Annotated in this window: 13 protein-coding genes; 5 read left to right on the top strand and 8 right to left on the bottom strand. The window is 71.3% G+C overall.

Annotated elements, in window-relative coordinates:
* Positions 1-222: 222 nt before the first annotated feature.
* Together HDA32_RS07640 and HDA32_RS07645 are read right to left on the bottom strand one after the other, a co-directional pair.
* Positions 223-1809: a hypothetical protein gene (locus HDA32_RS07640; protein ID WP_179646534.1), complete on the bottom strand. Its 1587-nt coding sequence runs from the start codon at positions 1807-1809 to the stop codon at positions 223-225.
* Positions 1810-1983: 174 nt separating this feature from the next.
* Positions 1984-2238: a hypothetical protein gene (locus HDA32_RS07645; RefSeq protein ID WP_179642533.1), complete on the bottom strand. Its 255-nt coding sequence runs from the start codon at positions 2236-2238 to the stop codon at positions 1984-1986.
* Between the two features lie 736 nt (positions 2239-2974).
* Between HDA32_RS07645 and HDA32_RS07650 the strand changes: the two genes are divergently transcribed.
* The 3 genes from HDA32_RS07650 to HDA32_RS07660 all read left to right on the top strand — a co-directional run bounded on the left by HDA32_RS07650 (position 2975) and on the right by HDA32_RS07660 (position 8461).
* Entirely contained in the window at positions 2975-5071 is a 2097-nt protein-coding gene (locus tag HDA32_RS07650) for a SpoIIE family protein phosphatase (RefSeq protein WP_179642534.1), read from the top strand.
* Between the two features lie 279 nt (positions 5072-5350).
* Positions 5351-7069, top strand: a complete 1719-nt coding sequence (locus HDA32_RS07655) for an RNA polymerase sigma factor (protein WP_312863083.1) — start codon at positions 5351-5353, stop codon at positions 7067-7069.
* Between the two features lie 414 nt (positions 7070-7483).
* Entirely contained in the window at positions 7484-8461 is a 978-nt protein-coding gene (locus HDA32_RS07660) for a hypothetical protein (RefSeq protein WP_179642536.1), read from the top strand.
* Positions 8462-8481: 20 nt separating this feature from the next.
* Here HDA32_RS07660 and yaaA read toward each other — a convergent pair whose 3' ends face one another.
* Together yaaA and HDA32_RS07670 are read right to left on the bottom strand one after the other, a co-directional pair.
* Positions 8482-9279: a peroxide stress protein YaaA gene (gene yaaA, locus HDA32_RS07665; protein ID WP_179642537.1), complete on the bottom strand. Its 798-nt coding sequence runs from the start codon at positions 9277-9279 to the stop codon at positions 8482-8484.
* Positions 9273-9452 (bottom strand): hypothetical protein, encoded by a 180-nt coding sequence (locus HDA32_RS07670; RefSeq protein WP_179642538.1) that lies wholly within the window; start codon positions 9450-9452, stop codon positions 9273-9275. Before HDA32_RS07670 ends, yaaA begins: the two co-directional genes overlap by 7 nt.
* Positions 9453-9603: 151 nt before the next feature.
* Between HDA32_RS07670 and HDA32_RS07675 the strand changes: the two genes are divergently transcribed.
* A complete protein-coding gene (locus tag HDA32_RS07675) occupies positions 9604-10317 on the top strand; it encodes a GNAT family N-acetyltransferase (protein WP_179642539.1) in 714 nt (237 codons plus the stop codon).
* A 77-nt stretch (positions 10318-10394) separates the two neighbouring features.
* On the opposite strand, the gene HDA32_RS07680 is transcribed toward HDA32_RS07675, so the two are convergent.
* On the bottom strand, positions 10395-10625 hold the full coding sequence (locus tag HDA32_RS07680; RefSeq protein WP_179642540.1) for a DUF7455 domain-containing protein: 231 nt from the start codon (positions 10623-10625) through the stop codon (positions 10395-10397).
* Positions 10626-10982: 357 nt separating this feature from the next.
* On the opposite strand from HDA32_RS07680, the gene HDA32_RS07685 reads away from it, so the two are divergent.
* On the top strand, positions 10983-13088 hold the full coding sequence (locus HDA32_RS07685) for a DNA gyrase/topoisomerase IV subunit B (protein WP_179642541.1): 2106 nt from the start codon (positions 10983-10985) through the stop codon (positions 13086-13088).
* Positions 13089-13542: 454 nt separating this feature from the next.
* Here the strand turns inward: HDA32_RS07685 and cds1 are convergent, their stop codons facing one another.
* The 3 genes from cds1 to HDA32_RS07700 all read right to left on the bottom strand — a co-directional run bounded on the left by cds1 (position 13543) and on the right by HDA32_RS07700 (position 15648).
* A complete protein-coding gene (cds1, locus tag HDA32_RS07690; protein WP_179642542.1) occupies positions 13543-14676 on the bottom strand; it encodes an L-cysteine desulfhydrase Cds1 in 1134 nt (377 codons plus the stop codon).
* 85 nt (positions 14677-14761) lie between these two features.
* On the bottom strand, positions 14762-15088 hold the full coding sequence (locus tag HDA32_RS07695) for a tetratricopeptide repeat protein (protein WP_179642543.1): 327 nt from the start codon (positions 15086-15088) through the stop codon (positions 14762-14764).
* A 56-nt stretch (positions 15089-15144) separates the two neighbouring features.
* Complete coding sequence (locus tag HDA32_RS07700; protein WP_179642544.1) at positions 15145-15648, bottom strand: beta-class carbonic anhydrase; 504 nt, start codon at positions 15646-15648, stop codon at positions 15145-15147.
* Positions 15649-15722 lie beyond the last annotated feature (74 nt).

Raw genomic sequence — 15722 nt, forward strand, 5'->3', positions numbered from 1 at the left:
GGCGACGCGGGAGGCTGTGGCCACAGCCTCCGACTCCCGTCAGCGATCTGGTGCGTCGAGTCGTCGATTCGATGTGTGTTCCACGGAGGTGGGGCGCTCATCGGGCTCTGACCGCCGCGTTCGCGGGGTGGGGTTTCCCGGGGGCGGATCCGCTGTGCCGCCGGCGGCTTGCGCGCACTGCGACAGCCGGCCCCTTGTGCGAACGCGATCGCCGAACATCAGTCAGACGTCGTCGAGGCGCTTGGCCAGGCCCGCGTCGTCCTCGGACTCGTCCAGGACGTCGAGCAGCGTCTCCAGCACCGCCATCCTGGTGTGGCCCCGGTCCAGCAGGCGCTGGGCCGCCGCCCACAGGTTGGGCGGATCGCCCTTCCACAGCCGTTCGGCCAGTCGCTCGTGCGCCGCCAGCACCTCCTGGACCTCCGGACTGTCGGTGCAGGTGCCGGCCGCGCCGTCTCCGGGATCCTGGTCGGCGGAGTGCCGACCCCGCTGCGAGGGGGCGTCGTACTCGCCGAAGTGGTCCAGCCGCAGCAGCGCGCGGCGGCCCGTCGGTGTCGTGGGGTCGAAGTCGCCCGCGTCGTCGGAGAGCAGGTCGCCGGCCAGCAGCGGGAACGCGAACATGCGGCGGGGCAGCGCGGACAGGTCGCCGTCGGGCAGCAGTCGGCGCACGGCCTCCTGGCGCAGCCCGAAGGAGGCGGCGGGGTCCCGGTAGGAGGTGGCGAAGGAGGCGATGGCCTCCCACAGCGCGTCCAGCGTGGCGTGCACCGCGATCTCGGGCAGGCCGCCGCGCGGCCCGGCCCAGCGGATCCACGCCGCCAGTACGTGCGGCATCGCCTCCTGCTCCTCGGGCAGCAGCACCACCCGGCGGGGCAGCCAGGTCAGCAGGAACGCCTCGACCTTGCGCGGGCTCACCCGCAGCGGCCGACCGGAGTCGATGTCGCAGCCGTAGTTGATGATGTGGTCCACGCAGCGGCTGGCGGCGTAGCTGTCGGACAGCTCCGCCGCGGCGTCGGAGGCCAGGAACCGCGCGGCCAGGACGGCGCGCCGGTCGCGGCGCCAGCTCGGGGGCCTGGCCGGGTTCTGCGGGCGGGGCAGCGCTCGGGCGCGGGCGCGGACCAGGGCGTGGTGGGTGGCCAGGGGGCCGTCGGCGGAGTCGCCGATCCCGGTGTCGCGCGGCGCGCGGCCGCCGGCCGCCGAGGCCAGCAGTTGGTCGGTCCGCTCGACGGCGGTCTCCAGCAGCGTGCGCGCGCGCTCGGGTTCGATCGGGTCGAACACGGCCATGGGATCGTTCTCGGTCTTGCCGCGGCAGTGCTCCAGGAGCCGGTCGACCTTGGAGGTCACCCAGGCGTCGCGCAGGATGCCGCCGGCGTTGTGGTCGACGACGGCGATCAGCGCGTGGCCGGCCTCGCCGGTGTCGGCCCCGGGGTCCTCGTCGTAGCGGAAGGTGCAGATCACCTCGTCGGTGTCGCCGAACCTGGAGCCGGACACATAGGCCGCGACCGGGCGGACCTCGCCCAGCGAACCGGCCCATCCGGGGCGGGCGGTGCCCTGCTTGACGAGGTCGAGAACGGCTCTCTCGGCCAGGACGCGCTGCCTGCGCGAGGGACCGAGCGAGGCGATGCCGGCCAGCAGCGCCAGTCCGGCGGGGGTGCCGGATTCGGCGGCGTACTCGACCAGCCCCTCGCCGAGGAGGCGCTCGACGTCGACTCCCGGCACGCGCCGTCCCCACCAGGCGCCGAGCAGTTCGCTGATGACGAGTTCGGCGTCGAGCGGGTGCCGCATCGCGAGCAGGGCGCGCGCGGCGCGCAGCATCTCGGCGAAGACCTCGTCGGGCAGAGGTGCGGGGCCGGGTTTTCGTGAGGGAGGCGGTACGGACACCCGTTGAGCCTAAGGCACACCGGCCCGGGACCACGGTCGATCCCGGCAAAGAAGCGGCCGCCGCGGCCGCGGGGGCGCGCCCCCGTGCGGGGCGCGCCCGTGGACGCTTCAGCCGAGCCGGTCGCGGCCGGCGAGCCGCGGCGGCCGGAGACTCGATGGGGGCTCGGACTTGATCATGGCCTGCAGGTGCTCCCTGGCGACGCGCTCCACAAGACCGGGGGTGACCTTGAAGCCCAGGTGCTCGGCGCATCTCCAGGTGTCGGCGACGCAGCGTTCCACGCATTTGTGCGGCAGCGCGTCGAACTCGGTTCGGAGTTGGGCGGTGACCTGTTGCAGGTCACCGGCGTCGTACGTCTTGAGCATCCTCGCTCACGCCCCCCTCGATGGCGGTGGTCTGGACGGCGACCACCATCCATTTCACAACGCCGGACTCCGGTGTCAAGACCTCGCCGGGCGGCTCTTACGGAGGCTTTGTGCGAGGCTTGACCCGTGGCGGCCCGATTCGGGTCCCGTCCACGGCGGAAACGCCGAGGGGGCGCTGCCGCGCGCTCCACTGGCGTTTATGGCCGCAGCGCTCCTCGACCGCCCGGTCTCCGGCGGAGCGCGGGGCCGCAGACCTCGCGGCCGTCGGGCAAAGGCTCGGCAAAGCGACCTTGACGCTCCTGGGACCGTCGAGCGCGGCCCCGAGTCCGTCGGCGGCGGCCCGTGGTGGGCGGGCGCGGTCCGCCGGAGGCCGGGCGGCCGCCTTGAGCGGTGGCCGTCGGCGTTCCCGGCCGGAACCGGAGCGGACGGGAATTGGCCGGACCGAAATTCCACCTTTTATGCTGAGGGTCCAGTGCAGGACGTATCATTCACTTTCGGCTATGTCTCCTTACTGTCCGCTGCGGCCGATTCGGCGAGGGCGATGCGCCGTGGCTTATGCTGAGGCGACTGGGAGCACGCGACGGTGGTCGGGCGAGGGGCCGCCGCTCCCAGGAGGCGGGCGCCGTCCCCGCGGCTCCCGGATCCCGTGAAGTTCTCGGCCGCCGGCGTTGGAGCGGCCGGAGTTCCCCAGCCATAGACCCCCAGCGACGGGGAAAGGATCCCGGAGGTGTCAAGGATGAGCACCGAGACGTCCGTTCCGTTTCCCCGCCTGTCCGGGTTGAATCCGATGGACGCCGCGCTGCTCGAGACCCTGCTGAAGGAGGCGCCCATCGGGTTCGCCTTCTTCACCCCGGACCTGCGCCACCAGCGGGTCAACCGCACGCTCGCGGCGATCTACGGGCGCCCGGCCGCCGACTGCCGCGACCGCACGCCCTCGGAGCTCCTCGAGGAGCCCGACGCCCACGCCCACGAGGCGGCGCTGTCGGCCGTCCTGGCGGGGGAGTCGGTGGTCTACAGCGACCACCACCTGATCGGCGGAACGCCCCGGCGGCCCGACGACGACCGGCACTGGGCGCTGTCCTGGTTTCCCGCCTATGATCTCGACGGCCGGATCACCGGGGTCGCGCTCATCGCGGTCGACATCAGCGAAAGACACAAGGCAGAGGTGACGTTGCGTCGCAGCGAGGAACGCTATCGATCGCTCCTGCAGGCCAGTAATCAGATCGTCTGGGCCGCCGACCCCGGCGGCAGACCCCACGAGGACTGCTCCGAATGGCGCGCGGTCACCGGCCAGTCACCGGAGGAGTACCTCCGCGTCGGCTGGCTGGACGCGGTCCACCCCGACGACCGGGAGCGGGTGGGCCGCGACTGGGACGACGCCGTGCAGGACAAGACCGCCTTCGACGCCACCTTCCGGGTCCGGCTGCGCTCGGGGGACTTCCGGCACTACCACTCCCGCGCCGTGCCGCTGCTGCGCGAGGAGGAGGTCGTCGAATGGGTCGGGACCCACGCCGACGTCACCACCCAGCGCGAGGCCGAGGAGATGCGCCAGCGCCTCACCCAGCAGTTGGGCGAGGCGGCGCTGCGCACGGTCCGGCTGCAGAAGGCCACCTCCGATCTCGCCGAGGCGCTCACCGTCGACCAGGTCGTCACGGTCATGACCGAGATCGGCGAGACGGCGGTGGGGGTGTTCCGCACCGGAGTGGCCCTGCTCGACCGAGAGCGGCTGCGGCTGCGGCTGCTCAACCCCGACGGCATCCCCGACCTGCCCGGTGCGCCGCCGCACGAGGTCGGCCTGGAGTTCCCCAGCACGATGACGATGGCGGTGCGCGATCGCAGACCCGCCATCGCCGGCTCCCCGCAGGCACTGCTGGAACTGCTGGAGGACGACGAGGACGCGGTCACCTACCTGCGGCACACCGATGAGCGCGCCTGGGTGGCGCTGCCGCTGATGAGCGCGGGGCGCGCCATCGGGGCGCTGCGCTTCGCGTTCAACTCCACCCGCGACGTCTCCGACGAGGAGCGCGTCTTCCTGGAGGCCCTGGCCGGCCAGTGCGCGCTCGCCCTGGAGCGCGCCACGCTGTACGAGCGGGAGCACCGCACGGCCGAGGCGCTGCAGAAGAGCCTGCTGCCCGAGGACCTGCCCGAGGTGCGCGGCATGCGCTTCGCCTCGTTCTACAATCCGGGCACCAAGTACGTCCAGGTGGGCGGCGACTGGTACGACGCCTTCAAGCTCTCCGACGGCCGCGTGGCCGGGGTGCTCGGCGACGTCATGGGCAAGGGCATCAAGGCCGCCACCGGCATGAGCCGGGTGCGCAACGCGCTGCGCGCGCTGGCCTTCAGCATGCCCGAGCCCGCCGACGTGCTCACCGGCCTGGACAGGATGTTCGAGGCCACCGAGCGCGAGGAGCAGATCACCACGCTGGCCTACTTCGTCCTGGAGCCCGACACCGGGCACGGCTACCTCGGCAACGCCGGGCACCTGCCGCCCCTGCTGGTCGCCCCGGACGCCGAGCCGAGGCTGGTCGAGACCGAGCCGGCCACCCCGCTGGGGATGCCCTCCGGCAGGGAGCACCACAAATTTTTCGTCCCGCCCGGTAACACCGTGGTCCTCTATTCCGATGGACTAGTAGAGAACCGGAGGCGAGCGGTCGCCTCGGGGTTGGACGAACTTGTTGCCGTCGCGTCCCAGGCGCCAGCGGAGGTGGTGGGCGATCCGGAGAAGATGCTCGAGTACCTTGTTGAGAACATGCTCGCTGGGTATGAGCAGGACGACGATGTCACGCTGCTCGCCGTCCACGTGCCGGCATCGGAGTCGGGGCCGGCCGACTAGACCGTACGAAGAACTCTCCCGCCTTGCCTAAGGTGGAAGACGATCCACAATGGTCCCCGTGCAGACGGGGGAAGATCCGCGTCCGTCTGCGGTGAAAATCCTACTGGGCGGATGTGCCGAAGCGCTAGAGAAGGCACATACGCTCTAGAGAAACCTAGTGGTCCCCGCGCAGGCGGGGGTGATCTCGGGCTTGAGTGAGGAATGAAAGCCATCTTCCCTCCTGACTCTTCGGGTCGTCGAGTCCAGCAATCTCGCCACACGTCCGTTCGAGAGGTGTTTGTGTCACCTGCCAGTTCGACCCGCTCCAAGCAGCCGGAGTCGCTGCAAGAGCCAGTCATCCAGCAGCTGATCGAGCGTGGGCGGTCCCAGGGGTACCTTGAGCCCGAGGACGTGCGCCGTGCCTTTGAAGAGGCCGACATTCCGATGTCGCAGGCCCAGGCTGTGCTTCGCAGCCTGACCAAGGAAGGCGTGACCCTCGTCGTGGGTGCTGCGGAGTCCGCACCCGCTCGCCGCAAATCCGCGCGCCGCAAGACGGCCGCCCCCAAGACCGCCACCACGAAGGTGAAGCGCGCAGCAGCGGCGCAGGAGCAGCCCGAGACCGTGACCGCGGTCGTCGACTCCGCCGCAGCCCCGGCCAAGCCCGCCCCGGTCAAGGCGGTCCCGGCCAAGGCGGCCCCCGCCAAGAAGCGTGCGGCCGGCGAGGCCGGAACCAAGGGCGCCCCGGCCAAGGCGGCTCCGGCCAAGCGGACCGCCGCGAAGGCCACGGCCAAGGCCGACGGGAAGAAGGACGAGGTCAACCCCAACTCCGAGGAGGCCGAGGACGAGGACGTCGACCTCGAGGCCACCGAGCCGAACGAGCCGGCCGAGTCGGCCGAGGAGTTCGAGGAGACCGGCGCCGAGCTGGAGCTCGTCGAGGACACCGACGACGGCACCGAGACCATCGAGGGCCCCGTCGCCGGCTCGGGCGTGAAGCCCGAGATCGTCGGCATCCCGGAGAAGGCCGCGGCCAACACCTCCGAGGACGAGGCGTTCGTCCTCTACGACGATGACGACGACGCCCCGGCCGCGCAGGTCGTCGCCGCCGGTGCGACCGCCGACCCGGTCAAGGACTACCTCAAGCAGATCGGCAAGGTCCCCCTGCTCAACGCCGAGCAGGAGGTGGAGCTGGCCAAGCGCATCGAGGCCGGGCTCTTCGCCGAGGAGAAGCTGGCCGAGGAGTCCGAGGCGCTGTCCTTCGACTTCCGCGACGAACTGAACTGGATCGCCGAGGACGGCGGCCGGGCCAAGAAGCACCTGCTCGAGGCGAACCTGCGCCTCGTGGTGTCGCTGGCCAAGCGCTACACCGGCCGCGGCATGCTCTTCCTCGACCTGATCCAGGAGGGCAACCTCGGCCTGATCCGCGCGGTCGAGAAGTTCGACTACACCAAGGGCTACAAGTTCTCCACCTACGCCACCTGGTGGATCCGGCAGGCCATCACCCGCGCGATGGCCGACCAGGCCCGCACCATCCGCATCCCGGTGCACATGGTCGAGGTCATCAACAAGCTGGCCCGCGTCCAGCGGCAGATGCTGCAGGACCTCGGCAGGGAGCCGACCCCGGAGGAGCTCGCCAGGGAGCTCGACATGACCCCGGAGAAGGTCGTCGAGGTGCAGAAGTACGGCCGCGAGCCGATCTCGCTGCACACCCCCCTGGGCGAGGACGGCGACAGCGAGTTCGGTGACCTCATCGAGGATTCCGAGGCGATCCAGCCGGGCGAGGCCGTCAGCTTCACCCTGCTCCAGGAGCAGCTCCACTCGGTGCTCGACACCCTGTCCGAGCGCGAGGCCGGCGTGGTCTCGATGCGCTTCGGCCTCACCGACGGCCAGCCCAAGACCCTGGACGAGATCGGCAAGGTCTACGGTGTGACCCGCGAGCGGATAAGGCAGATAGAGAGCAAGACGATGTCGAAGCTGCGGCACCCGTCGCGTTCCCAGGTGCTCCGCGACTACCTGGACTGACACGTCTTTCGCCTCGTCTTTTCGACGTCTGTTGCGCGGTGCAGGGCCGGCCTCCCGCTGGGGAGGCCGGCCCTGCACGCGTGTGCGGCGCCCGTCGCCCCGGCCGTGTGTACCCGCGAGTGTGGCGAGGCTGCGCGGACGGTGCCGAGTCGATGGGCGCCGCGCGATGTTCCCCTTGTTTCCCTTCATCCGACACCCACGATGATGCCGGGTGGGATGTATGGGCGGGATAAAGAACCGAGACCTGTTCGTTACTTTTGTCGGCCGTGACCGGCGCCCCGCGCCTGGTTTGCGGCTTTGTGCCGCGAAACAGGGAAAACGTTATGGAAAGTCCAGCTTCCCGGGCGGGGGCGGCCGCTAGCCTTCCTGTCCATGGGGCTATTCGGACGGCGTAGGCGCGCCGCGAGGAACACCGTGGCAACCGACTTCATCGTCGGCCGGACGTGGCACGACATCGCCCTGGACGCCGGTGTGGACGCGGTCTCCGAGGGATACCTGGCGGCCGGAACGGCGCTGCTGCGGGAGACGCGCGAGGACCCCGAACTCCGGGCGCAGCGGGTGGAGGCCCTGGGCAGGGCCGCGGTCGGGCGCAGCGGGGGAATCACCGAACTGCTGACCGAGGACGCCACCGAGGCCGACGCGACCGACATCCTGCTGTGGCTGGGGCGCACCCTCATCGACGAGGCGTGGCAGATCCGCGGCGGCGGCTGGGCCGAGACCGTGGGCAGGGACCGCTTCAAGCTGTTCCGCGCGACCCTGGCCAACGCGCGCGAGCCGCTGCTGGCCGCGGCCGAGCTCGACACCGCCGACCCGGTCCCGTGGGAGTGCATGCAGTGGCTCGCGCTGGGCCTGGAGCTGGAACGGGACCACAAGGACGCCATCTGGCGCAACATCGCCGAGCGCTGCCCGACCCTGATGTCGGCGCACTGGGGGCGGCTGCAGGTCCTGGCGGAGAAGTGGGGCGGCTCGCACGAGGAGATGTTCGACTTCGCCCGCCAGGTGGTGGACGCGGCCCCCGCGGGCCAGCCGCTGACCGCGATGCTCCCCCTCGCCCACGCCGAGTACCTGCTGCGGGAGCGGCGCCCGCTGCTGGAGAGCGGCGAGTCACGGGCGTTCGTGCGGTTCTCCGTCGACCACTACACCATGGAGATCGTCGAGGAGCTGGAGGCGGCCGCGAACAAGTGGACCGCCACGATGGCCCCGCACCCGCGCGGGCTGGAGGCGCACCACCTCTTCGGGGCGATCCTGGCCGACTGCGGGTTGGACGACGCCGCCCGCCCTCACCTGGAACGGGTCGGCGACCGCCTGCACGTCATCCCTTGGAGCTACCTGGGAGCCGGCAGCGCCGGCGAGGAGTTCTCCGACGCCCTGCAGCGCCTGGGCATCGCCTGACGGGGAGCCGCGGGGCCGGCTCAGCCGCGCACGACGACGTTGAGGACGCGGGGGGAGCCCGCGCGAGCGGGGGCGCCGAGTTCGGCGGTGTGGCCGAGGTCGTTGAGCGCCGCGGCCAGCTCCTCCGGGGTCTCCGGAGCGGCGCGGGCGGCCAGCAGGGCATGGGCGATCTCACCGCGGGTCGCCTTGGCCATGTGGCTGACCACGGACCGCTTGACGGTGCCGTCCACCGTCGTCTCCCGCAGCACCCGGACGGTGACCGTGCGGGCGGCGGTGTCGGTCCCGGGCTTGAACGCGGCGGCGTAGGCGGCCGAGCGGCAGTCGATCACGAGCCGCCCGTCGGCATGCTTGTCGAGGAGGTCGTTCAGGTGCGTGCGCCAGAACGCTCCCAGCGCGCCCAGCGGGGGCAGCTTCACCCCCATCGACAGCCGGTAGGGCGGCAGCGGGTCGGTGACGCCGACCGCGCCCCACAGACCGGAGAAGACCAGCACCGACTCGCGCGCGACCCCGGCGGCGTCCCCGGACAGCAGCTCCGGCAGCCGCAGGGCGTCGTAGAGCACGCCGGTGTAGAGCTCGGCGGCGCGCAGGGTCGGCGCGGTGCGCAGCTCACGGTCGCGCCGGACCGCGTCGGTCTGCCCCGCGGACAGCCCCAGCACCTCGCGGGCCCGCTCGACCGGCCCAGCGCACAGCTCCTCCAGCGCCGCCAGCACGCGCTCCCTGGCCCCGGTCACCTCGGTCAGGCTCAGAGCCGAGAGGTCCAGCGGCGGCCCGTCCCCCGTGGTGGCCTTTCCCTCGGACGGCGGCAACAGGATCAGCATGGGTTCTCTTTCGGACTCGCGTGCTTCAGGGCGAGGGCGTCGACACCTCCCGGTCGGCGCACGGTCTCCCGCAGGGCCGCGTCGACCGTGTCCTCCGCCGTGCGGGTTCCCAGGATTTCGGCGGCGCACGCCGGCGTCTCCGCGTCGATGCCGTCGATCAGGATCTCGGTCATGGCCCCTCCTCGAACGACGGTGCTTTCCTGGCTTTCCCGCTCCCCGCACGCACGGACATGACGAGTGTACGCACCGCGTGCTGCGGGCCGTGCTCGGGCGATGCCGTCCTGAACGGCTTCGATACGCTGCTTCCTCCGGGAGGTGGAGCTGGTGAACGATTGGGCCGGGCGCGTGGCGGCCGACTGGCCGGCGCTGCACGTGGAGCAGCGCGGCGGGTGGCGGCTGGGGTACAGCGAGGGCGTGACCAAGCGGGCCAATTCGGCGTTCGCGCTGGAGCCGGGCGCCCGCGCCGAGGTGCCGGAGGAGTTCTATCCGGCCCGGGGACTGGCGCCGTGCGTGCAGGTCTGGCGGGGCGGCGAGGCGCTGGACGCGGAGCTGGCCGGGCGGGGCTACCGGGTGGTGGATCCCAGCCTGGTCATGGAACGGGAACTGGGGGAGCGGCCCCCGGCGGGCGAGGACGTCGCCGTCGCTGCGGGCCGGGGACGGGCCTGGCGGGAGGTGCGGGCCGAACCGGACGCGTCCGGCCGCGCCGCCGAGGTGACCGGGCGCATCATGGACCGGGCCGCGATGGGCTACGCCGTCCACGGCAGCGGTCTCGCGCGCGGTTGCGCGGCGCTGAACGGTGAATGGGTCGGGGTCTACGCCATGTTCACGCGTCCCGAGGCGCGCGGCACGGGGCTGGGCGCAGCGGTGCTCGACGCCCTGCTGCGTTGGGGCCACGACAAGGGGGCCCGGCGCGGCTACCTCCTGGTGACCGAGGACAATGCCGCCGCACGCGCGCTCTACCGGCGGGCCGGGTTCGGCGCCGTCAGCGGGTACCACTACCGGGTGCTCGATTCCCCCGGGCCCCGGAGCGGAGGCTGACGCGGGAGACGACCCCCGGACAGACTTCGGCGGTGGCCCCCCGCATCGGGGGGCCACCGCCGCAAGTCTCTCTATGTCTAACGCTCGTTTTCAGCGGCCGTGGCCGGAGTCGAGTGGAGTCGGTCGGTCTCGTCCTGGATCTCCGAGGCGATCCTACGGAGCGAGTCGTCGTGCTTGCGCATGTGGTGCGCGCAGAACAGCAGTTCGCCACCGGAGTTGAGAACCACTCGGACGTACGCCTGCGCTCCGCAACGGTCGCAACGGTCAGCAGCCGTCAGCGGCTGGGTGGGGGCAAGGGTTCCAGTCACTTCGCCTTCCTCAATGCTCGGCGTTAGTCACTCAGGACAACATCTAACCGGACCAAGAGCTTCCCAACCAGCCCTCCTGTACGCCGACAGCGGAATCAGCCCGGTTTGTGAGCTACCTCTCCACTTAACTGATTCATCTGGTCGGGTTCCCTCCCCGCGACACGCCCGCTACACGGATGTCGGTAAGTGCCGCTACCCTGCAATTCGAACTACTGTGCCTATGGCATCGGAATCGAGCGCGCACCACCGGCCTCGACAGCAGGCGGGCGCGCTCGAACGGTGCCTGCCCCTGTCCGTCCGCGCTCGCCCCCGAGAACAGCGCGCGCTCGAAACCCTCGATTTCGCAGGAGTGTCCACGTGACCGCCCTCACCGCAGCCGTCCATGACCCCGAGGACTACTCCGCTCGGCACCTTTCGGTCTTGGAAGGTCTTGAGGCGGTCCGCAAGCGGCCCGGCATGTACATCGGTTCCACCGACAGCCGGGGGCTCACCCACTGCATGTGGGAGATCATCGACAACGCCGTGGACGAGGCGCTCGGCGGCTTCTGCACCCGCATCGACGTCGTACTGCACGCCGACGGATCGGTGGAGGTCCGCGACAACGGACGCGGCATCCCCGTCGACGCCGAGCCCAAGTCCGGGCTGTCCGGCATCGAGCTGGTCATGACCAAGCTGCACGCCGGCGGCAAGTTCGGCGGCGGCTCCTACAACGCCTCCGGCGGGCTGCACGGCGTGGGCGCGTCCGTGGTCAACGCGCTGTCGGGCCGCCTCGACGTCGAGGTCGACCGGCAGGGCCACACGCACGCGATCAGCTTCAAGCGCGGCATCCCCGGCTCCTTCGCCGCCGACGGCCCCGACGCCGACTTCGAGCCGGCCTCCGGCCTCTCCCAGGTCCGGCGGGTGGCCAAGAAGGTCACCGGCACCCGGGTGCGCTTCTGGGCCGACCGGCAGATCTTCCTCAAGGACGCCGACATCGCGCGCGACTCGCTGCTCGACCGCGCCCGCCAGACCGCGTTCCTCATCCCGGGCCTGACGATCTCGGTGCGCGACGAGCGCACCGAGGGCGAGCCGGTCTACGAGGAGGAGTTCCGCTTCGACGGGGGCATCAGCGAGTTCTGCACCTACCTCGCCCCCGACGGCCCGATCAGCGAGGTGCTGCGGATCGAGGGCAGCGGCCAGTTCACCGAGACCGTCCCGGTGCTCGACGACAACGGCCACATGACCCCCACCGACGTGGACCGCCGGCTGGAGGTCGACGTCGCGCTGCGCTGGGGCACCGGCTACGACACCAACGTGCGCTCCTTCGTCAACGTGATCGCCACCCCCAAGGGCGGCACCCACATCGCCGGGTTCGAGCGCGCCCTGGTCCGGGTCGTCAACGACCAGTTGCGGACCGCCAAGCTGCTCAAGGCCAGCGACGACCCGGTGATCAAGGAGGACGTCCTCGAAGGCCTCACCGCGGTCGTGACGGTGCGGCTGCCCGAGCCGCAGTTCGAGGGCCAGACCAAGGAGATCCTGGGCACCTCGGCGGCCAGCCGGATCGTCTCCCAGGTGGTCGGCAAGGAACTGCGGCACTTCCTGACCTCCACCAGGCGCGCCGAGAAGCAGCAGGCCCGCACCGTGCTGGAGAAGGTCGTCGGCGCGGCGAAGGCCCGCCTGGCGGCCCGGCAGCAGCGCGAGACCCAGCGGCGCAAGAACGCGCTGGAGAGCTCGGCACTGCCGGCCAAGCTGGTCGACTGCCGCAGCGAGGGGCTGGACCGCAGCGAGCTGTTCATCGTCGAGGGCGACTCGGCGCTGGGCACGGCCAAGCTCGCCCGCGACTCGGAGTTCCAGGCGCTGCTGCCGATCCGCGGCAAGATCCTCAACGTGCAGAAGTCGTCGGTGGCCGACATGCTCAAAAACGCCGAATGCGCGGCGATCCTGCAGGTCATCGGGGCCGGGTCGGGCCGGACGTTCGACGTGGAGGCCGCCCGCTACGGCCGTGTCATCCTCATGGCCGACGCCGACGTCGACGGCGCGCACATCCGCTGCCTGCTGCTGACGCTGCTCTACCGCTACATGCGGCCCATGCTGGAGGCCGGCCGCGTCTACGCCGCCGTGCCGCCGCTGCACCGCATCGAGCTGACCAACGTCCGCAAGAAGCGCGGCGCCAAGCCCGAGGACCGCTACATCTACACCTACTCCGACGCCGAGCTGCACCGCAGGCTGCTGGAGCTGGAGAAGAAGGGCAAGACCTGGAAGGAGCCGGTCCAGCGCTACAAGGGCCTGGGCGAGATGGACGCCGACCAGCTCGCCGAGACCACGATGGACCCGCGCCACCGCACGCTGCGCCGCATCCGGGTCGAGCACGCCGAGGAGGCCGCGGCAGTGTTCGACCTGCTGATGGGCAACGAGGTCGCGCCCCGGCGCCAGTTCATAGCCCAGGGAGCCCAGGAGCTGGACCTGGCCCGGATCGACGCGTAAGTGGAGGGGGCCTTCGTACAGGCCCGGCCACCCCAAGGGCTTTGAGGCCCGCCCAAGGAGGGAGGGCGGTGCGGGTGGGCGGTTCTCTCGCGTGGCCGCCAGGCCCGTGGACGCAAAATCGCCCTCCCGCACGCGAAGCGCACGCCGACGCCGTGGACACGGGCCGACACCGCGGTTTCGGCCTGGAGCCCATGGTGGCGGCGTGCGTTCAGTCTTTGGGTTGGGGTTCAAACTCCTGTGGTCGGTGTTTCACGCCCTCGGTGGCCGGAGTCGGCGGGCGCGGCGGCCCGCCGCCGTGGGCGCGCGCCGAAACCCCGGTCGCGTCCTGGCACGCACGGTGGCGGCGTGGGCGGCGCGGCGCCGGGGCGATCCCTTGATGGGCCTTCGGCCACGCGAGAGGATCGCCCGGTCACCGCGGGCTCCGTCCTTCGGCTGAGGCGAAAGCCCCCGGCGCTCAGCTCGCCGGGGCGTCGTCCCACTCTCCCGTGGCCAGGAAGCGCTCCAGCGTCGCCGTGGCGGGCTTGAGGTCCATGCCCTGGGCGGCCACCCAGTCGTCGTCGTAGTAGCTGTGCCGGTAGCGCTCGCCGCCGTCGCAGATCAGCGTGACGACGCTGCCGCGGATGCCCGATGCGCGCATCTTCGCGACGAGCTGCCACACGCCCCACAGGTTGGTGCCGGTGGAGCCGCCGGCGCACAGCCCGGTGACGTCGTTGAGGTGCCGCATCGCGGCGATGCTCGCGGCGTCGGGCACCGGGACCATCAGGTCGATGACCGAGGGCACGAAGCTCGGCTCCATCCGGGGCCGCCCGATGCCCTCGATGCGCGAGGGCATGCCGGTGGCGTAGTCGGTGGCTCCGGTGGCCCATCCGGGGAAGAACGCGGAGTTCTCCGGGTCCACCACCGCCAGCCTCGTGTGGTGGCGGCGGTAGCGCAGGTAGCGCCCGATGGTCGCCGACGTGCCGCCGGTCCCCGCGCCCACCACGATCCACTCCGGGACCGGATGGCGCTCCATGGAGAGCTGTTCGAAGATCGACTCGGCGATGTTGTTGTTGCCCCGCCAGTCGGTGGCGCGCTCGGCATAGGTGAACTGGTCCATGTAGTGGCCGCGCGTCTCCGCGGCCAGCCGTTCGGCCTCGGTGTACATCTCTGCGGGGATGTCGACGAAGTGGCAGCGCCCGCCGTAGCGCTCGATCAGCGCGATCTTCTCGGGGCTGGTCCTGCGCGGCACCACCGTGATGAAGTCCAGGCCGATGAGCCGGGCGAAATAGGCCTCGGAGACGGCGGTGGAACCGGAGCTGGCCTCGACGATCGTGGTGCCCTCGGTGATCCAGCCGTTGGCCAGGCCGTAGAGGAACAGCGAGCGGGCCAGCCGGTGCTTGAGGCTGCCGGTGGGGTGCACCGACTCGTCCTTGAGGTAGAGGTCGATGCCCCATTCCCCGGGCAGCGGGAACACATGCAGGTGGGTGTCGGCCGACCGGTTCGCGTCGGCCGCCACCATGCGGATGGCCTCGTCGACCCAGGAGCGCGTGCGCGCACAGGAGCGGTCGATCCAGCCGGACCCGCCGGAGTCGTTCGAGGGGGCTGTCATGAGCGACAGCGTATACGCGAACGGGCCGCGTCCCCGGGGACGCGGCCCGTTGTTCGCCTCTGTTCGCTAGAGCGGTCACGTCGGGTCAGTCGAGGGAGCCCCCGGCCATCGCCGCGTGCATCCGCCGGTGCGGGGCGGCCTCGGTGTCGCGGCTCTGCCGCTCCAGGGAGCGGGCGAGCGCGATGTGCGCCCAGGCGTCGCAGGGGTCGAGTTCGATGAGCCTGCGGAACGTCGCCTCGGCCCTGTTCAACTGCGCGGAGTGGAAGTAGGCACGTCCCAGGAGTTCCAGGACCGACCGGCTGTCGGGCTCGGCCTCGGCCAGCGGGGCCAGGATCCGGGCTGCGCTGATCGGGTCGCCGAGGTCGAAGAACCGCCGGCCGCGGGCAAAGGTGTCGTAGGTCGTCTGCGCCATGCGCACTCCCTTCGTCGGGCATTTCAACAGCGGGGCCCGACGCGGCATTCCCGCGCTCACTCCTCGAAGGGCGTCACCCGGCCGCTGTCCACGTCGTAGACGGCGCCGCTCACCGGCAGGTCCGCGGGCAGCAGCGGGTGGTGCCGGATGCGCTCCAGGTCGTGGCGCAGCGCGGCCCGCTGGTCGGGCGTGGTGTTGAACTCCAGGCTGCGGGTGTCGACCCCGTAGGTCCGGGCGATGCCGTCGTGCACTTCGTCGTCACTGGAGACCGAGGCCATCTTGCACCGGGTGTGCGGCATGACCAGAACCCGGTCCACGCCGAGCAGGTAGGTGGCCAGGACCAGCGTACGCAGCGTGTCGTCGGTGACCCGGGCGCCGGCGTTGCGCAGGATCTTGGCGTCCCCCGGCTTGAGCCCCAGCGTGCCCAACGGTTCGATGCGGGAGTCCATGCAGGTCACCAGTGCCAGCCCGCGAGCGGCGACCGGTTCGAGCCCGGCCAGGCCGAAGTCGCGGACGTAGTCGGCGTTCGCGGCGAAGAGGTCGTCGAAGGCATTGCTCATGTGGAACTCCAGGGAATGCGGGTGCTCGCGCGGCACGGGAGCGCCGTGCGGCCGCGTCGCGGCCACACGGCGCC

The organism is Spinactinospora alkalitolerans, assembly GCF_013408795.1.
Classification (GTDB): domain Bacteria; phylum Actinomycetota; class Actinomycetes; order Streptosporangiales; family Streptosporangiaceae; genus Spinactinospora; species Spinactinospora alkalitolerans.